Source organism: Streptomyces sp. NPDC087215 (genome assembly GCF_044744885.1).
Taxonomy (GTDB): domain Bacteria; phylum Actinomycetota; class Actinomycetes; order Streptomycetales; family Streptomycetaceae; genus Streptomyces.
Map to the genome: position 1 here is coordinate 46,584 of NZ_JBIUZD010000004.1, position 16,705 is coordinate 63,288.

Below are 16,705 nucleotides of genomic sequence, written 5' to 3' on the forward strand. Positions count from 1 at the left end.
CCTCGGGCTCAAGGTCGTGACCTGCGTCCTTACGGAGCGGTCTTGACCGTGATCTTGCCGTCGACGATGTCCTTCTTCGCCTTCTCGACGGCGGCGGTGACATCGGTCATCTTCGTGTACGCCGGGTTGGAGTCGGCCAGGCCGACGCCGTCCGTGGCGAGGCCGTAGCGGACCTCACCGGACTCCGGCTTGCCGTCCTTGACCGACTTGACCAGGTTGAAGACCGAGTCGGAGACGTCCTTGGTGACCGAGGTCAGGATGTGGTCCTTGTACTTGGCCAGACCCGCCTGGTTGTACTGGTCGGAGTCGACGCCGATGGCCCACTTGCCCGCGTTCGCGGCGGCCTCGATGGAGCCGGAACCGGCCAGACCGGCGGCGGCGTAGATCACGTCGGCGCCCTTGTCGAGCTGGCCCTGCGCGGCGGCCTTGCCCAGGTCGGGCTTGGCGAAGCCGTCGAAGTTCGGCGGCTGGGTCAGGTACTGGGTGAGCACCTTCGCCTTGGGGTTGGTGTCCTTGACGCCCTGGGCGAAGCCCGCCTCGAACTTCTTGATCAGCGGAACCTCGACACCGCCGATGAAGCCGACCGTGCCGGTCTTGGACGCCTTGGCGGCGGCGACGCCGGCCAGGTAGGAGCCCTGCTCCTCGTTGAAGACGAGGTTGGCGATGTTCGCGCCGGTGACCGAGGTGTCGTCGATGATGCCGAAGGTGGTCTTCGGGAACTGCTTGGCGACCTTCTCGATGGCCGGGGCGTAGGCGAAGCCGACACCGATGACCGGGTTGTTCCCGGCGCGGGCCAGCGAGGTGAGGCGCTGCACCTTGTCGGCGTCGCCCTCGCCGGCCGACGGCTCGGCCTCGGCGCCCTTGACGCCGAGCTCGTCCTCGGCCTTCTTCAGGCCCGCGTAGGCGGCGTCGTTGAAGGACTGGTCGCCACGGCCGCCGATGTCGTACGCGATGGCGGCCTTGCCGGCCTTCGAGGAGGAGCTCGGGGACGAGCCGGCGTCCGACGAAGACTTGCCACAGGCGGTGGCGGTGAGGGCGAGCGCGGCAGAGGCGATGCCCACGGTCGTGATCCTGGTGATCCGGCGCAAGAGGATGGTCCCTTCGAGACTGACCGAAAGCGCCTCTTCCGGCGCTGGTTTCGCGGCGATCGTAACGCGCGTAGATGTCAGTTAAAGACCCGTTCATGAGTCGTTATCGGATCGTCGCGAACCGGCCAGGGAAAGGCCACCGGGGGCGTTCGGCCCGGCACAGCCGGTTATATCGCCCGGGGGACGGCCCGCGCCAGGCCGCCGGGGGAAACACGCCACGGGTTGGCACGGACGGCCGAAAAGAGCGGGGCGGGGGCGTACCGGCCGGTGGGAGGGGGTGTGCGGACCGGGCCGGGGCGTACGGAGGTCGTACGGGGCGGGCCCGGGGGCCCGGAGGGTCTGTACGGGGCGGGCCCGGGGCGTACGGCCCCGATGGCGGTGGAGCCCGGCCCCGCGCCCCGGCGAGAGCCGTCGGAGGCGCGGGAGCGGTGGGACGGGAGGGGTGAGAGGGGGTGAGAGGGGGTGGGAGCGGCGGGGTCAGGGCCCCGGGGTCGCGTCGAGGAGGGCCGCCGCCGTGAAGAGTTCCACGGCCGTCCCGATGCAGCGCTCGTCCACGTCGAAGTCCCCCGCGTGCAGGTCGCGGACCCGGGTGTCGCCGGGGGTGCGGACGCCGAGGCGGGCCATGGCGCCGGGGACGTGCTCCAGGTACCAGGAGAAGTCCTCGCCGCCGAGGCTCTGCTCGGTGTCCTCGATCGCGTACGGACCGCACCGGGCGGTCATCGCGTCGCGGAGCAGTTCGGTGACGGCCGGGTCGTTGACGACCGGGGGGACGCCCCGGACGTAGGTGACGGTGGACTTCGCCCGGTGCAGGGCCGCGACCTCGTCGATGGCCGCGTGGATCTGGTCGGGCGCCTCCCGCCAGGTGGGCAGGTCGAGGCAGCGGACGGTGCCGGACAGCTCGGCGTGCTGCGGGATGACGTTGCAGGCGTGGCCCGCCTCGATCCGGCCCCAGGTGACCGAGAGGCCGGAGCGGGCGTCCACCCGGCGGGCCAGGACGGCGGGGACGTCGGTGGCGACCCGGGCGGCGGCGGTGACGAGGTCGGTGGTGAGGTGCGGGCGGGCGGTGTGGCCGCCGGGTCCGTCCAGGGTCACTTCGAGCCGGTCGCAGGCGGAGGTGATGGGGCCGGGCCGCAGCCCGATCCTCCCCGCGTCGACCCGGGGGTCGCAGTGGACGGCGATGATCCGGCCGACCCCGTCCAGGACCCCCGCCTCGACCGCGTCGGCGGCGCCGCCCGGGAGGATCTCCTCGGCGGGCTGGAAGAGGAGCCGTACGGCCGCCGGGAGGAGACCCTGCCGGTCGAGCCCGGCGAGGACCAGTCCCGCGCCGAGGACGGTGGTGGTGTGCACGTCGTGTCCGCAGGCGTGCGCGCGGTCGGGCGCGGTCGACCGGTAGGCGACCGTCTTGACGTCCGGGATGGGCAGGGCGTCGAGGTCGGCGCGGATCGCGAGCATGGGCCGGTCGCGGTCCGGGGTGCCGATGTCACAGATGAGCCCGGTGCCGCCCGGCAGTACCTTCGGCGCCAGACCGGCCGCTTCGAGGCGCGCCTTGACGGCGGCGGTCGTACGGAACTCCTGGTTCCCCAGCTCGGGGTGCATGTGCAAGTCCCTGCGGAACGCGATCAGTTCGACGCGCAGGTCTTCGGACAGCGTTCCGGGCAGGGTGGCGGAGCCTGGCTCACGGGACTTCAACTGGTTCACCCTTTGAAGGGTATGCCTCCGGGCGGGCCAACTGCCCGTTGATCACGAAAAGTTCAGCCCCTTAGGGGAAAGATTCTCGGTTTGGCAGGCATGAAGGTCACTCCTTGTGGGTACGCTCAGCCGAATTCGAGCCGGTCGGCCGGGCCCGTCGCCCGTGAGGTGAGCCGGTCGACCTCCTGGGCCGCCGTCCCCGCCACCCCGGACAGGAAGCCCCGCGCGCGCGGCGAGGCGGTCTCCCGCAGCCACTCGGGCGCTATCTCGCAGACGGCGACCTTCACCCCGGTCCCCGCGAGGGCCAGCGGCAGGGTGTGCACGACCGTGGACGGGAAGCTGACGACCGTACGGCCGACGGGTCCCCGGCGGGCGATCAGTTCCAGCGGCAGATCGGGCCGGACCACCTGGAGGCCCGTCCCGACCGCGATCCGGTGCAGTTTCTCCGCGCTCTCCCTGCGGTGCGCGAAGTAGCGGGTGGCGCCGTGCGCGCGGGCGAGTTCGCCGACCACCCGGTCGTAGTGGTCGGCGTCCACCACCCCCGTCTCGACCAGCGAGGTGCCCACCAGGTCCGCGCCGCCGGTCAGCAGCGGCGGACCGAACCGGGACCGGGTCCAGGCGAAGGAGTTCCGGGTGACCGTGACGCCCTTCGGGGCCTGAACGGGCAGCGAGGTGAAGATCTCGACCGTACGGCTCCCGGCGGGGGCCAGGCGCCGCCGGGCCAGCGAGGTCACCGGGGCCAGGAGCAGTTCGCGCGGACCCAGGCTGCCCTTGCGGTGCCAGCGCACCAGGCGTTCGCCCCGGCCGAGCTGGGCGGCGAACTCCATGGTGGCGGTGCCGTCGTCGACGACCGTCAGGTGCCGGGGGGCGAAGAGCGTCAGGAGCAGCTGGACGTACCGGGAGAACGGGTCGCCGATGATCACCCGCTCCGCCGCGCGCAGCGGACCGGCCAGCTCCCGCAGGGTGCGGGCCAGCGCGCCCCTGCCTCCCCTGGCCTCCTGCCAGTGGACGGTGAGGCCCTCGTCGCGGGCCAGCTGGGCCATCCGGCGCAGCTGGCCCCGCGACATGGGGTCGGTCGGCGAGAGCACGACGACCGTGGGTCCGGGCGCGGCGGCGGGTGCCGTCCCGGGGGTGGTGGCGTCCGTCGGGCGGAGGGCCCGTACGGCGGACGCGGGGCCGGACTCCCCGGGGGGAGGACCGGCCTGCGCGGCGGTGGACGTGCCCGTGGCCGCGGCCCGGGTGTGCGCCCATTCCAGGACGTTGAGGAGCTGGACCGGGCTCTCGACGAACGCCAGCTGCCCGGTCATGCGGCGACGAGGCCCTGGACCCGGCGGAGCTTCTTCATCGGGCCGAGCTCCGACTCGTAGACCTTCTTGACGCCGTCGCCGAGGGCGGCCTCGATGGCGCGGATGTCGCGGACGAGGCGCTGGAGGCCCCCCGGCTCGACGGAGGCGGCCTGGTCGGAGCCCCACATGGCGCGGTCGAGGGTGATGTGGCGCTCGACGAAGGCGGCGCCGAGGGCGACGGCCGCGAGGGTGGTCTGGAGGCCGGTCTCGTGGCCGGAGTAGCCGATCGGGACGTTGGGGTACTCCTCCTGGAGCGTCTGGATGACGCGCAGGTTCAGCTCCTCGGCCTTGGCCGGGTAGGTGGAGGTGGCGTGGCAGAGCAGGATGTTGGCGCTGCCGAGGACCTCGACCGCGTGGCGGATCTGGGCCGGGGTGGACATGCCGGTGGAGAGGATGACGGTGCGGCCGGTGGCGCGCAGTTCGCGCAGCAGCTCGTCGTCGGTGAGGGAGGCGGAGGCGACCTTGTGGGCGGGGACGTCGAACTTCTCCAGGAAGGCGACGGCCTCGGTGTCCCACGGGGAGGCGAACCAGTCGATGCCGCGCTTCCGGCAGTGCTCGTCGATGGCGCGGTACTGGGCCTCGTCGAACTCGACGCGGTGACGGTAGTCGATGTACGTCATCCGGCCCCAGGGGGTGTCGCGCTCGATGTCCCACTGGTCGCGCGGGGTGCAGATCTCCGGGGTGCGCTTCTGGAACTTGACGGCGTCGCAGCCCGCCTCGGCGGCGATGTCGATGAGGGCGAGGGCGTTGTCGAGGTCGCCGTTGTGGTTGATGCCGATCTCGCCGGTGACGTAGACGGGACGGCCCGGACCGGCGGTCTTGTCGCCGAGGGTGCGCAGACGGGTGCTCATGGTGCTCTTCCTTAGGATTCGGGGTTGTCGAGCTCGGGTCCGAGGAGCCAGGCGGCGATCTCGCGGATCGCCCCGGAGCCGCCCGGGGTGACGGTGACCGCGCGGGCCGCGGCCCGTACGGAGTCATGGGCGCTGCTCACCGCGACGGGCCAGCCGACGAGGCGGAAGCAGGGCAGGTCGTTGACGTCGTTCCCGGCGTAGAGGACGCGCCGGGGGTCGATGCCCTCGGCGTCGCACCACTCCTTGAGGGCCCGGTCCTTGCGGTCGATGCCGTGCAGGACGGGGATCTTGAGCTTGCGGGCGCGGGCGGCGACGACGGCGTTCTGCTCGGTGGAGAGGATGAGGACGGGCAGTCCGGCGCGGCGCAGGGCGGCGATGCCGAGGCCGTCGCCCCGGTGCGCGGAGACGAACTCGCGCCCCTCGGCGTCCAGATGGACCCGGTCGTCGGTCTGGGTGCCGTCGAAGTCGAGCACGACGGCGTCGACGTCGGCGAAGCCGGGGGTGGCCGGGGTGTCGAGGAGCGGCGCGAGGGCGCGGGCGCGGGCCAGGTCGTGCGGGTCGTCGATCTCCAGGACCCGGGCGGGGTCGGTGACGACGAGGGCGGTGCGGCCGAAGAAGCGGTGCCGGTGGGTACGGAAGCCGGGCGCGGCCATGGCGTAGACGGCGCCGGTCTCCAGGTACTCGGCCTCCCGGTCCTGGCGGCGGGGGCGGTGCGCCTTGTCGTGGTTGACGCCGGTGGCGCCGTCCTCGACGGTGTCGCGCCACAGGAAGCCGTGGGCCGGGGCGGCGGTGAAGGCGGTGTCGGCGGCGCCCGAGGTGACGCGGCCGGCGGTCTCGGCGACTTCGGCGGGGGTGAGGAAGGGGCTGGTGCACTGGACGAGGAGGACCACGTCGGCCGGGCGCCCGTGGGTGGCCTCGAAGGCGTCCATGGCGTGCAGGACGGCGGCTTCGCTGGTGGCGGTGTCGCCCGCGATCGCGGCGGGGCGGCGGACGGCCTCGGCTCCGGCGTCGCGGGCGGCGGCGGCGATGCCCGGGTCGTCGGTGGAGACGACGACATGGGTGACGGGCCGGGCGCCGAGGCAGGCACGGACGGCGCGGGCCACCAGGGGCACTCCGGCGACGGGGGCGAGGTTCTTGGCGGGGACGCCCTTGGAACCGCCCCGCGCGGGGATGACGGCGAGGACGGTGGGGGGCGCGGCGGGCCGGTGTCCTCCGGCGGCGGTGGCGGCCCGGGGTTCGTCGGCCGCCGGGGCGGGCGCGTGTCCTTCGGCCACCGGGGCGACGGGCCCGTGCGATGCGGTCCGGGCCGGGGGCGGCTGCTCGGCCGACGCGACGGGCCGGGGGGACGCGGCGGGGGGCGGCCGTTCGGCCGGGGCGACGGGCCGGTCGGACGCGGTGGGAGCCGGGGACGGCTGCTCGGCCGTCTCAGCGGGCCGCTGGGCTGTGGTCCCGGCCCGGAACGGCGGGCCGGACGACGCGGCGGGCCGGTCGGACGCGGCCGGGGGCGGCTGTTCGGCCGGGGCTGTGGTGGCGCTCATCAGAGTTCTCCCAGGCGGCGGATGACGGGTGCGACGCGCTGCACGCCCTGCCGGTAGGCGCCCCGCGCCGCCTCCCGGACGACCCGGCGCAGCCCGCTCTCGCGGGGCTCGGGCGCGGTGATGTCCAGGCGGTGGCGGGCGAGGACGCCGGGCAGGTAGCCGGGGGCGGTCTCCGCCGTGTAGTAGGGGGTGACCGGGGGCAGCGCGGGCAGCGCCAGAAGGGCGGCGACCCGCTCGCGGGCGGCGTCGAAGGCTGCTTCGTACGGGGTGTCGGCGGCCACGCCCTGCCGGGCCAGCCAGGTCTCGTCGGGGGCCGGGACCAGGCCCCGGTCGAGCAGGTCGAAGGAGGTCAGCAGGCCGGAGCCGACGAAGTGGTGGTTGCCGAGCGCCTCGCGGACCCCGAGGTCGGTGAGGACCGCGGTGGGGACGCGCCGGTGGAGCGCTTCGAGGGCGGCCGTGGAGGAGACGGTGACGAGGAGGTCGGTGCGGTCGAGGACTTCGCCCATGTGCCCGTACACCAGGCGGAAGTTGGCGGGCGCGTCGAGTTCCCGTACCAGCTTCTGGAACGGGAACTCCTCCAGGTGCGTGGTGTGTTCGCCCGGCTTGGAGCGGAGCTTGAGGAGGACCTCGCGGCCCGGGTGGAGGCGGGCGTGCCCGACGAGGCGGCGCAGGAGGTAGGCGCGTTCGGCGCGGGTGGCGGGCACGGACGGCTGGGCGGCGAAGACCAGGGTGTCGCGGCCCGCCTCCGGGGTGTGGGGGGCGCCGCCGAGGAAGGGCAGCGCGGCCTCCACGACCGGTTCGGCACAGGCGCCCACGCCCTCGTAGACGGCACGGAAACGCTCCGCGTCGTGACGGGAGTTGGCGAGGACCACATCGGCGCCGTGCCGGAGCAGCAGCCCGTCGGTGAGCTTCTCGTAGACGACGCCGACATAGCCGGTGACGACCACGGGGCGCCGGGCGGGGCCGAGGTCGGCGAGGCCCTGGAGGAGGGCCCGTACGGCGCCGCCGACGAGGGCGAGGACCACCACGTCGTACCCCTCGCCGCGCGCCTCCGCGTCCCGCACCTCGCGGAGGAACTCCGCGCCCGTCACCTCGCGCGGGGCGGTGTCGGACACCCCGGTCTCGGCGAGCTGACGGGCGGTGGGGGTGGCGCGTCCGCGCAGGACGAATCCGGTGGGCTCGACGGCCGCCGGGGTGATCCGGCGCGCCGTGAGGGCGCCCCATTTCCACCGGGTGTCGGAATCCGCGAGTACGGCGGTCCGCACCGCTTCTCTGGTACTTGCTGGCACGTCGAGGACGCTAGAAGGGCATTCCTCTTTTCGGCCCAACTGGGCGGCAACAAACGGTGAACAGCGCCTCTCCGCCCGCTTAAGCGGGTCGCCTTCCGGGTTTTGCGGGGCTGCTTCTCCCTTGCCCGGAAAGGCGGTTAAGCGGTCCGTCTCCTGGTGTTCACCGAGTGGTTTCCCGGCGGTCGGTGGGAATGCCGGGGCGGCGCCTAGCGTCGGCCGGGTGGTCAAGCTCTCCGTCGTCGTGCCGTTCTTCAACGTGCAGACATACGCCCCCGACACCCTCACGAGCCTGCGGGCCAACGCCCGGGAGGACTTCGAGTTCCTGCTGGTCGACGACTGCTCGTCGGACGGGACGCCTCGGCTCCTCGAACGGGCCGCGCGCGAGATCCCGGGTGCCGTCCTGATCAGACACGAGCGGAACGAGGGCCTGGCCACCGCCAGGAACACCGGTCTGGACGCCGCCCGGGGCCGGTACGTCACCTTCCTGGACGGCGACGACTGGCTGGCGCCCGGCTACTACGGGCGGCTGGTCGCCGCCGCCGAGGAGCTGGGCTGCGACTTCCTGCGGACCGACCACGTCACGGTCACGGGCCGCAGCCGCACGGTCCGCCGGGCGCCGGTCCCCCGCCGGGCCGAGGTCCTGGACCCCCGGGACGCGATCCTGCCCGCGCACCGGACGACCTCCGTGGACTATCCGTACGCCTGGGCCGGGATCTACCACCGGCGGCTCCTCGACCGGGGGCTGCTGCACTTCCCGCACGGGCTGCGGACGGCGGAGGACCGGCCGTGGATCTGGCGGCTGCACCGCGAGGCGGAATCGTTCGCGGCGATCGGGGAACTCGGTGTGTTCTACCGGCGCGGGGTGGCGACCTCGCTCACCCAGATCGGGGACGTACGGCAATTGGATTTCATCCGCGCCTTCGACCAGGTGATCGAGGAGACGGCGAAGGACAAGGACGCGGAACTGCTTCTCCCGAAGGCCGTGCGCACGTATTGCGCGGTGATCTCCCATCACATCGGTTCCCTCGGGCGATTCGAGCCCGAGGTGGCCCGGACGCTGAAGTCGATGAGCGCGGGCGCGCTGCGGCGGATGCCTCAGGACGTGCTCGAAGAGGCGCTGGCCGCGATGGGCGGCGACCGGGCGACGATGCTCCGCAGACTGCGCCGGCGGCGCCCGGCGCCACCTCCCGCACCGGGCGGCGCGGCGGGTGCCGGTACGGGCACGGGCACGGCCGCCGGTACGGGCACGGGCGCCCCGGAGGTGGCGGCATGAGGGCCCGCCGGACCACCCAGATCTTCTGCGCCTCCACCCTGTACGGAGCCGTGACGCTCGCCGCCGCCCTCGACAGCGACCGCTTCGGTCCGGCCCACCGGCGCGTCCTGCTCGTCACCGGCACCACGGCCGTCCCCGAGACCACCCCGCCGCTCGACGAGGCCGAGGGCTTCGACCGGCTGCGCGGCCGGTTCGACTCCGTCCTCTCCTGGAACGAGACGATCTTCCCGCTGCATCCGGCCGGCTGGACCCCCAGGCCCGGGGACCTGCCGATGCTCCAGCGGTATCTGCGCGCGCTCTGGCACCTCGGCGACGACCGGGTCGAGCTGGTGCTCGAATCGATCCAGGTGACGCCCGCGCTCGCGCTCGCGCAGCTGCTGCCGGACGCGCCCCTCACCGTCTACGCGGACGGTCTGATGAGCTACGGGCCGACCCGCAACAAGATCGACCCGCTGATCGGCGGGCGCGTCGGGCGCCTGCTCCATCTGGACCTCGTCCCCGGGCTCGACCCGCTGCTGCTCGCCGAGTTCGGGGCGGTGCCGGAGCCCGTACCGACGGAGGCGTTCCTCCGGTGCGTCGCCGAGCTGTCGGGGCCCCCCGCCCCGGCGGGCCGGGCGGACGGGCCCGCGCTGCTCCTCGGCCAGTACCTCGCGGCCCTGGACCTGCTGAGCGCCGCCGAGGAGGAGGAACTGCACCTGCGGATGGTGCGGGGCGCGGTGGCCCGGGGCCATCGGAAGCTCGTCTTCAAACCGCACCCGGCGGCCCCCGACACCTGGTCGGAGGCGCTGGTGCGGGCGGCGGCGGAGCTGGGCGCCGAGCTGACGGTCGAGCACCGGCCCGTCCTCGCGGAGGTCCTCTACCGCGAGCTGCGGCCCGCGCTGGTCGTCGGCTGCTTCTCGACCGCGCTGCTCACCGCCACGACCTTCTACGGGCTGCCGGTCGCCCGGGTCGGGACGCGGACGCTCCTGGAGCGGCTGGCCCCGTTCCAGAACAGCAACCGCGTGCCGCTGACGGTCGTGGACGCGGTCGTCCCGCCGCTGGAGACGGACGGCGGGGACGGCGGCGCCCCCCTCGGTGCGGAGCAGCTGAACGACCTGGTCGCGGCGGTCGGCTTCGCGATGCAGCCGAGGATCAGACCGGAGCTGCGCGCCTCCGCCGTACGGCATCTGTCGGGCCCGCTCGCCGAGCGCACCCGGCACCACTTCACCCGCCGCCGCCTCACCGTCCTCGGTCTCCCCGGCGGCCTCCCGATCCCCCGCCACCCCCAGGTCCGCCGTCTGGCCCGCCAGGCGCTACGACTGCGGAAGGCCCTGCGGGGCTGAGGCGCTGGGGTGCTGAGGGGGGCGGGGCCTCCAGGGGGCCTACCCCGCAGGGGGGCCTCGCCGTAGGGGCTTTCCCGTGGGGAGCTTTCCCTGAGGGAGGGTCCCGTAGCGGGCTCCCCGCAGGGCCCGGGGAGCTTCCCCGTGGGAGCAACCCCGTAGGGGCACCTCCCGTAGGGGCACCTCCCGTAGGGGCACCTCCCGTAGGGGCACCTCCCGTAGGGGCACCTCCCGTAGGGGCACCTCCCGTAGGGGAAGGCCCTCAAGGGAGATCCCTTGAGGGCCTTCCCCTACGAATGGGGGCTCCCCCCGAGGGACCTTCCCGCGGGACTCTGGAATCACGGGACCCCGGGACCCCGGGACCCCGGGACCCCGGACCTCTGGGACCCCTGGCCCGCCTGGCCCCGCTCGCCCCGCCCGTCCCGTCAGGCGCGGGCGATCGGCTCCTGGAGTTCCGTCACCCAGCGGGACCGGTCCTCCGGGCACTCCAGGTACAGCTCGCGGGCGTAGCCCCGGGACGCGTAGCCGTTGGTCCCGATCCAGCGGGCCAGGGTCTGCGCGGTCGGCAGGATGTCGTCCATCGGGCCCCGGTGGACGACGGTCGCCGCCTCCTCGACGCCCGGCAGGACGCGCACCTCGACGCCCGGCACGGCCGTGCCCTCCGGCACCGTCATGGCCGCGCGCACCAGGACCGAGCCGTCGCCCTCGCCAGTGTCCTCGTAGACCGCGATCCCCGGCCCGAAGCCGGTGATCCCGGCCGCTTCGAGACGGCCGCACAGCTCCTCGTACAGGGGGCCGATCACCGGCCCGATGTCCTGCGGCCCGAAGCTCGCGGCGACGGCGCTCAGTTCGGCGACGCGAACGGCGGGGATCTTCTTGACGACGACGTCCTGGACGGACATGCGTCCCTCGCTCTCGATGGCCAGGAGCCTCGCGCCGACCTGGGCGAGCCGTGCCCGCGCCTCGGCGAGGGCCGCTTCCAGCTCGGCCCTGCGCAGACGCAGCATTCCCCGCAGTTCGTCCGTGTCGATCCGCTCGTCGAGGACGGCCCCCACCTGTTCGAGGGTGAAGCCGAGGTCCTTGAGGGCGATGACGCGGTTGAGCCGGGCGAGCTGGTCCGCCGTGTAGTGGCGGTAGCCCGTGTGCGGGTCGACCCGGGCCGGGCGCAGCAGTCCGATGGCGTCGTAGTGGCGCAGCATCCGGACCGACACCCGCCCGTGCCGGGCGAAGTCTCCGATGGTGAACATGACGACCCCTACGGAACGCCCTCACACGGTGTGAGGGTCAAGCGGCGCTGCTGAGCGAGAGCTTCACGGCGAACCCGAGGAAGAGCGCGCCGGCCGCCGAGGTCGCCCCGGCGGAGAGCCGCCTGCGGCGCCGGAAGGCGGCGGCGAGCCGGGTGCCGCCGAATATCAAGGTCGTCAGATAGAGGAAGCTGCCGATCTGGAGCAGGCTGCCGAGGATCAGGAAGGACAGCGCCGGATAGGCGTACGCCGGGTCGACGAACTGCACGAAGAAGGAGATCAGGAAGAGGATCGCCTTGGGGTTGAAGAGGCTGATGACGAGGGCCCGGCGGTAGGGGTGCTCCTCGCGGCCCGGCTCCCGCGCGTCCGCCCCGTCGGCGGTGTCCTCGCCCCGGGACCGCCACAGGGCGATGGCGGAGCGCAGCATCCCGTACGCCATCCAGGCCAGATAGCCCGCGCCCGCGTACTTCACGACGGTGAAGAGGAGCGGGGTGGTCTGGAGCAGGGAGGCCGCGCCGAGGGCGGCGAGGGTCATGAGGACGGTGTCGCCGGTGAACACCCCGGCGGCGGCCTTGTACCCGGTCCGGGTGCCCTTGCGGGCGGCGACGGACAGCACGTAGAGGGAGTTCGGGCCGGGCAGCAGAATGATGAGGACGAGCCCGGCGAGATAGGTCGGCAGATCGGTGACACCCAACATGGCGGGAGTGTCGCACACACGCGCGACACTCCGCTGTGACCTGCGTCTTGATCATTTCCGGAAGGGGTCCCGGGCGGGTCCCGGGCTGGCTCCGGGACGGGTCCGGGACGGGTCCGGGACAGGCTCCGGGACGGCTCCGGGACGGCTCCGGGACAGGCTCCCGGAGGGGACGTCAGAAGACGTCGTGGGGGACGTACGTGCCCCAGACCTCCCGGAGCGCGCCGCAGACCTCGCCGACCGTGGCACGGGCCCTGAGCGCGTCCTTCATCGGGTACAGGACGTTCTCCGTGCCCGCCGCCGCCCGCTTCAGCTCCCCGAGCGCGGCGTCCACCGCCTCCTGGTCCCGCCCGGCCCGCAGCGCCGCGAGCCGCTCGGCCTGCCGCGCCTCGATCGCCGGGTCGACCCGCAGCGGCTCGTAGGGCTCCTCCACGTCGACGGCGAAGCGGTTGACGCCGACGACGACCCGCTCGCCGCTGTCGGTCTCCTGGGCGATCCGGTACGCCGAGCGCTCGATCTCGCCCTTCTGGAAGCCGCGTTCGATGGCGCTGACCGCGCCGCCCATGGCCTCGACCCGGGCCATCAGCGCCAGGGCCGCCGCCTCGACGTCGTCGGTCATGCTCTCGACGACGTAGGAGCCCGCGAAGGGGTCGACCGTGGCGGTCACGTCGGTCTCGTACGCGAGGACCTGCTGGGTGCGCAGGGCGAGACGGGCGGACTTGTCCGTCGGCAGCGCGATGGCCTCGTCGAAGGAGTTGGTGTGGAGGGACTGGGTGCCGCCGAGGACGGCGGCGAGCCCCTGCACCGCGACGCGCACCAGATTGACCTCGGGCTGCTGGGCGGTGAGCTGCACCCCGGCGGTCTGGGTGTGGAAGCGGAGCATCAGCGACCTGGGGTCGCGGGCGCCGAACTCCTCCCGCATCACCCGCGCCCAGATCCGGCGGGCCGCGCGGAACTTGGCGACCTCCTCCAGGATCGTCGTCCGGGCCACGAAGAAGAAGGAGAGCCGGGGTGCGAAGTCGTCCACGTCCATCCCGGCGGCCACCGCCGTCCGGACGTACTCGATGCCGTCGGCGAGGGTGAAGGCGATCTCCTGCGCGGGCGAGGCGCCCGCCTCCGCCATGTGGTAGCCGGAGATCGAGATGGTGTTCCACCGGGGGATCTCGGCCCGGCAGTACTGGAAGATGTCCGCGATCAGCCGCAGGGAGGGCTTCGGCGGGAAGATGTACGTGCCCCGGGCGATGTACTCCTTGAGCACGTCGTTCTGGATGGTGCCGGTCAGCTTCTCGGCCGGGACGCCCTGCTCCTCGCCGACGAGCTGGTAGAGCAGCAGCAGGAGGGCGGCGGGGGCGTTGATCGTCATCGACGTGGACACCTCGTCCAGCGGGATGCCGTCGAACAGCACCCGCATGTCCTCGATCGAGTCGACGGCGACGCCGACCTTGCCGACCTCGCCCGAGGCGATCGGGGCGTCCGAGTCGTGTCCCATCTGGGTCGGCAGGTCGAAGGCCACGGAGAGGCCCGTCGTGCCGTTGGCGATCAGCTGCTTGTACCGCGCGTTGGACTCCACGGCGGTGCCGAACCCGGCGTACTGCCGCATCGTCCAGGGGCGGCCGGTGTACATCGACGGGTACACCCCCCGGGTGTAGGGGTACGCGCCGGGCTCGCCCAGCTTCTCCGCCGGATCCCACCCGGCCAGCGCGTCCGGCCCGTACACCGGCTCGATGGGCAGTCCCGACTCCGACTCGCGCGCCATTGGTGTGCCTCCCGACAGCTCGTCCTCGCCCGACAGCTTGTTACCCAGCGGTACGGGCTCTCGGGTCGGACTGTAGCGGCGGGAGTTCCGGCACGGGGGAACACCACGCTGTGACCTTCGGCAAGGGCCCCGGCGGGGACTCCCGGGCCGTGCGTACGGGGCCTTCGGGGGGGTGTCGGCGGGGCGCTCCCACCGGAAGGGGGAAGGGGCGCGGGTGGGACCGGGGGAACGTGACCCACCCGCGCCGTTGCGCGGAGCCGTAGGTACGGGGGGAACCCCGGCTCGCCGCGCGGCCGATGACCAGTCGGCATTACGTACTGCGTCGGCGGGCCCGAAAGTGTTACACCGGCGTCCGGAGGAGCGCGACGGCCTCGGTGCCGGGGGCCGGAACCTCGGGGCACGGGGCCGGGGCGGCCGGGGCCCCCGGGCCGGAGGGAACGGCCCACGGCCCGGACGGGAACGGAGCGCGGACACGCTGCCCGGCGACGCGCCCGGCGGAGGCGTTCTCCACGCGCCCGGCGACCCGCCCGGCAGCGGCGGAGGCGGCATTCGCGGTGTCTTCCGCGCTGCCCTCCGGCTCGCCCCGCACGGGGGTCCGTGCGCTGCCCCGCGCGGTGTCTTCCGCCGCGCCCCGCTCCAGGGGCTCCGCGTCACCCCGCCCGGTGCCGTTCGCGCCGCTCTTCACCCTGTCGTCTCCGGAGCCGTAGCCGGACCGGTGGTCGTGGTCGTGCCCGGTGCCGGTGCGGTCCGGGCCGCCGCCGTTCCCTCGGTCGCCCTTGCTCCTGGCGGTGCCGTCGCTCTTCCCCTGGCCCTTGCCCTTGCCCGGGTTCCCGTCGTCATGCCCGTCGTCATGCCCGTCGTCGCCCCCGCCGTCGCCCTTTCCGGGGGCGCCGTTCCGGGGCCGTTCGTCGTCCTCGTCGCCGTCCTCCCCGTGCTCGTCGGGAGCGGCGCCGAGGACCCGGTCGCAGTAACGGCCGAGGGTCTCGCCGCCGCTCAGCGCGCCGAGGAGCCGTTTCCGGCCCGGGGCGTCGAGCTTCCCCGCGCGGTACGCCCGGCAGGCCTTGGCCGCCTTCTCGCGGGCGGCCGTCCCGTCCCGGACCTTCCCCGGGCCCGTACCGCCGGGTTCCTCGCCGCCGCCCGGTTCCGTGGCTCCTCGCCCGGCCCGGTCGCCCGGGGCGGAGGCGCGCGGGCCGGTGGAGGGGGACGCGCCGGGCGAGCGGCCGTCGCCGCCCGGCCGCGCCGAAGGCACCCCGGGGTCCCGGCGCGGGGAGGGATGCTCGGAGAGGAGCGGGTCGACGCTCTCGCCCGCCGTGACCGAACTGGCGGGCGACGGGCCCCGCAGCGGCAGCATCCCCGATCCGGCGGCGACGGCGACCCCGCCGACCGCGACGGCGGCGGCAGCGGCGGCGAGCCCGTACCGCACGGACCGGCCCCAGCGGCGCACCGGGGCGACGACGGGCGCGAGGCGCACCCGGCCGAGGTCGGCGGTGGCCTCCGGGTCCGCGCCCGGCGCTCGGGCCGCCATCGCGGCGCGCCCGGCGGAGGCTTCCCGGAAGGCGGCCAACGCGGCCGCCTCGCCGGGGAGTTCGACGTCGGTGACCGGGGAGAGGGCGGGGGTGCGGACGGTGTCGAGAGCGTCGGCGAGGCGGGCGGCCCGGACACGGGCGGGGCCGTCGGGTGCGCCGACGGGCGCACCGCCGAGCAGCCGCTCCGCGGCCTCCTGGTCGAGCCACTGATACCGCTCGTCGGCCATCACATGTCCTTCTGCGTACGCGGACGCGATTGCGTCACACCGCCGGGGGCCACGGCCCCCGGCACACGGCCGCGCTGCGGAGGGACGCCGTCCAGCGGGACGACGGGTCCGGCGGCGCCGCCGGACCCGATCGCCTCCGGGTCGGCCCCGAGGAGTTCGGCGAGCCTCTTGAGGCCTCGGTGGGCGGCGGTGCGCACGGCGCCGGGGCGTTTGCCCAGGGTGTCGGCGGCGGTCTTGGCGTCGAGGCCGACCACGACGCGCAGGACGACGGCCTCGGCCTGGTCCTGCGGAAGCTGGGCGATCAGATGCATGGTGTGGCCGGTGGCCAGCGCCTCCAGGGCTTCGCCCGCGGTGTCGGACGCGGCGGGCTTCTCGGTGAGTTCGGCCTCGTCGGCACCGGCGGCGGGGCGCCTTCCGCGCATCCGGATGTGGTCGAGGGCCCGGTTGCGGGCGATACGGGCCGCCCAGCCCCGGAAGCGGTCGGCATCGCCGTCGAAGCGGTCGAGGTCGCGGGCGATCTGGAGCCAGGACTCCGAGGCGACGTCCTCGGCGTCGGCGTCACCGACGAGCGTGCGTATGTAGCCGAGCAACCGTGGATGCACGGCGCGGTACACGGTACGGAAGGCGTTCTCGTCCCCGTCCCGCGCAGCGAGCACCGCGGCCGTCAGCTCCGCGTCGTCCCCCAGCACTCCCCAAACCCTGTTCCGTCGGTCGCGTCGTCACGTCGTCGCGGCCGGTCACCGCCGCCACTCCGCCTCGCGCACCTGCACGCTACGTCGTGGCGCGGCGCCGCGTCCACGCGCTCCGGGCTCTTTGTTCAACTTGCAACCTTTGCCCCGGGAAGTGCGGTGTGACAGAAACCGCG

The 16,705-nt window shown here is 74.0% G+C and carries 13 protein-coding genes; 2 read left to right on the forward strand and 11 right to left on the reverse strand.

The window, feature by feature from the left end; all coding sequences use genetic code 11:
- Positions 1-29: 29 nt before the first annotated feature.
- From ACIO92_RS13005 to ACIO92_RS13030, 6 genes are all read right to left on the reverse strand, one after another.
- On the reverse strand, positions 30-1,088 hold the full coding sequence (locus ACIO92_RS13005; RefSeq protein ID WP_366445538.1) for a BMP family ABC transporter substrate-binding protein: 1,059 nt from the start codon (positions 1,086-1,088) through the stop codon (positions 30-32).
- A 477-nt stretch (positions 1,089-1,565) separates the two neighbouring features.
- Positions 1,566-2,786: an amidohydrolase gene (locus ACIO92_RS13010; RefSeq protein ID WP_366445537.1), complete on the reverse strand. Its 1,221-nt coding sequence runs from the start codon at positions 2,784-2,786 to the stop codon at positions 1,566-1,568.
- 116 nt (positions 2,787-2,902) lie between these two features.
- Positions 2,903-4,084, reverse strand: a complete 1,182-nt coding sequence (locus tag ACIO92_RS13015) for a hypothetical protein (RefSeq protein ID WP_401242749.1) — start codon at positions 4,082-4,084, stop codon at positions 2,903-2,905.
- Positions 4,081-4,974: an N-acetylneuraminate synthase family protein gene (locus ACIO92_RS13020; RefSeq protein ID WP_366445535.1), complete on the reverse strand. Its 894-nt coding sequence runs from the start codon at positions 4,972-4,974 to the stop codon at positions 4,081-4,083. The genes ACIO92_RS13015 and ACIO92_RS13020 overlap by 4 nt, the downstream gene beginning before the upstream one ends.
- Positions 4,975-4,985: 11 nt before the next feature.
- Positions 4,986-6,146: an acylneuraminate cytidylyltransferase gene (locus ACIO92_RS13025; protein ID WP_366445575.1), complete on the reverse strand. Its 1,161-nt coding sequence runs from the start codon at positions 6,144-6,146 to the stop codon at positions 4,986-4,988.
- Between the two features lie 365 nt (positions 6,147-6,511).
- Positions 6,512-7,801: a DUF6716 putative glycosyltransferase gene (locus tag ACIO92_RS13030; protein ID WP_366445534.1), complete on the reverse strand. Its 1,290-nt coding sequence runs from the start codon at positions 7,799-7,801 to the stop codon at positions 6,512-6,514.
- A gap of 220 nt (positions 7,802-8,021) precedes the next feature.
- Between ACIO92_RS13030 and ACIO92_RS13035 the strand changes: the two genes are divergently transcribed.
- Together ACIO92_RS13035 and ACIO92_RS13040 are read left to right on the forward strand one after the other, a co-directional pair.
- Complete coding sequence (locus ACIO92_RS13035; RefSeq protein ID WP_402281248.1) at positions 8,022-9,074, forward strand: glycosyltransferase family 2 protein; 1,053 nt, start codon at positions 8,022-8,024, stop codon at positions 9,072-9,074.
- Positions 9,071-10,396 carry a polysialyltransferase family glycosyltransferase gene (locus ACIO92_RS13040; protein WP_366445532.1) on the forward strand — a complete coding sequence of 442 codons (1,326 nt, stop codon included), beginning with the start codon at positions 9,071-9,073 and terminating at the stop codon, positions 10,394-10,396. Before ACIO92_RS13035 ends, ACIO92_RS13040 begins: the two co-directional genes overlap by 4 nt.
- A gap of 422 nt (positions 10,397-10,818) precedes the next feature.
- On the opposite strand, the gene ACIO92_RS13045 is transcribed toward ACIO92_RS13040, so the two are convergent.
- From ACIO92_RS13045 to ACIO92_RS13065, 5 genes are all read right to left on the reverse strand, one after another.
- On the reverse strand, positions 10,819-11,640 hold the full coding sequence (locus ACIO92_RS13045) for a MerR family transcriptional regulator (protein WP_366445531.1): 822 nt from the start codon (positions 11,638-11,640) through the stop codon (positions 10,819-10,821).
- 37 nt (positions 11,641-11,677) lie between these two features.
- Positions 11,678-12,334, reverse strand: a complete 657-nt coding sequence (gene leuE, locus ACIO92_RS13050) for a leucine efflux protein LeuE (RefSeq protein WP_366445530.1) — start codon at positions 12,332-12,334, stop codon at positions 11,678-11,680.
- A 172-nt stretch (positions 12,335-12,506) separates the two neighbouring features.
- Positions 12,507-14,087: a methylmalonyl-CoA mutase family protein gene (locus tag ACIO92_RS13055; protein ID WP_366445529.1), complete on the reverse strand. Its 1,581-nt coding sequence runs from the start codon at positions 14,085-14,087 to the stop codon at positions 12,507-12,509.
- Between the two features lie 340 nt (positions 14,088-14,427).
- Complete coding sequence (locus ACIO92_RS13060) at positions 14,428-15,840, reverse strand: hypothetical protein (RefSeq protein ID WP_402281251.1); 1,413 nt, start codon at positions 15,838-15,840, stop codon at positions 14,428-14,430.
- Positions 15,840-16,529: an RNA polymerase sigma factor gene (locus ACIO92_RS13065; RefSeq protein ID WP_366445527.1), complete on the reverse strand. Its 690-nt coding sequence runs from the start codon at positions 16,527-16,529 to the stop codon at positions 15,840-15,842. The genes ACIO92_RS13060 and ACIO92_RS13065 overlap by 1 nt, the downstream gene beginning before the upstream one ends.
- Positions 16,530-16,705 lie beyond the last annotated feature (176 nt).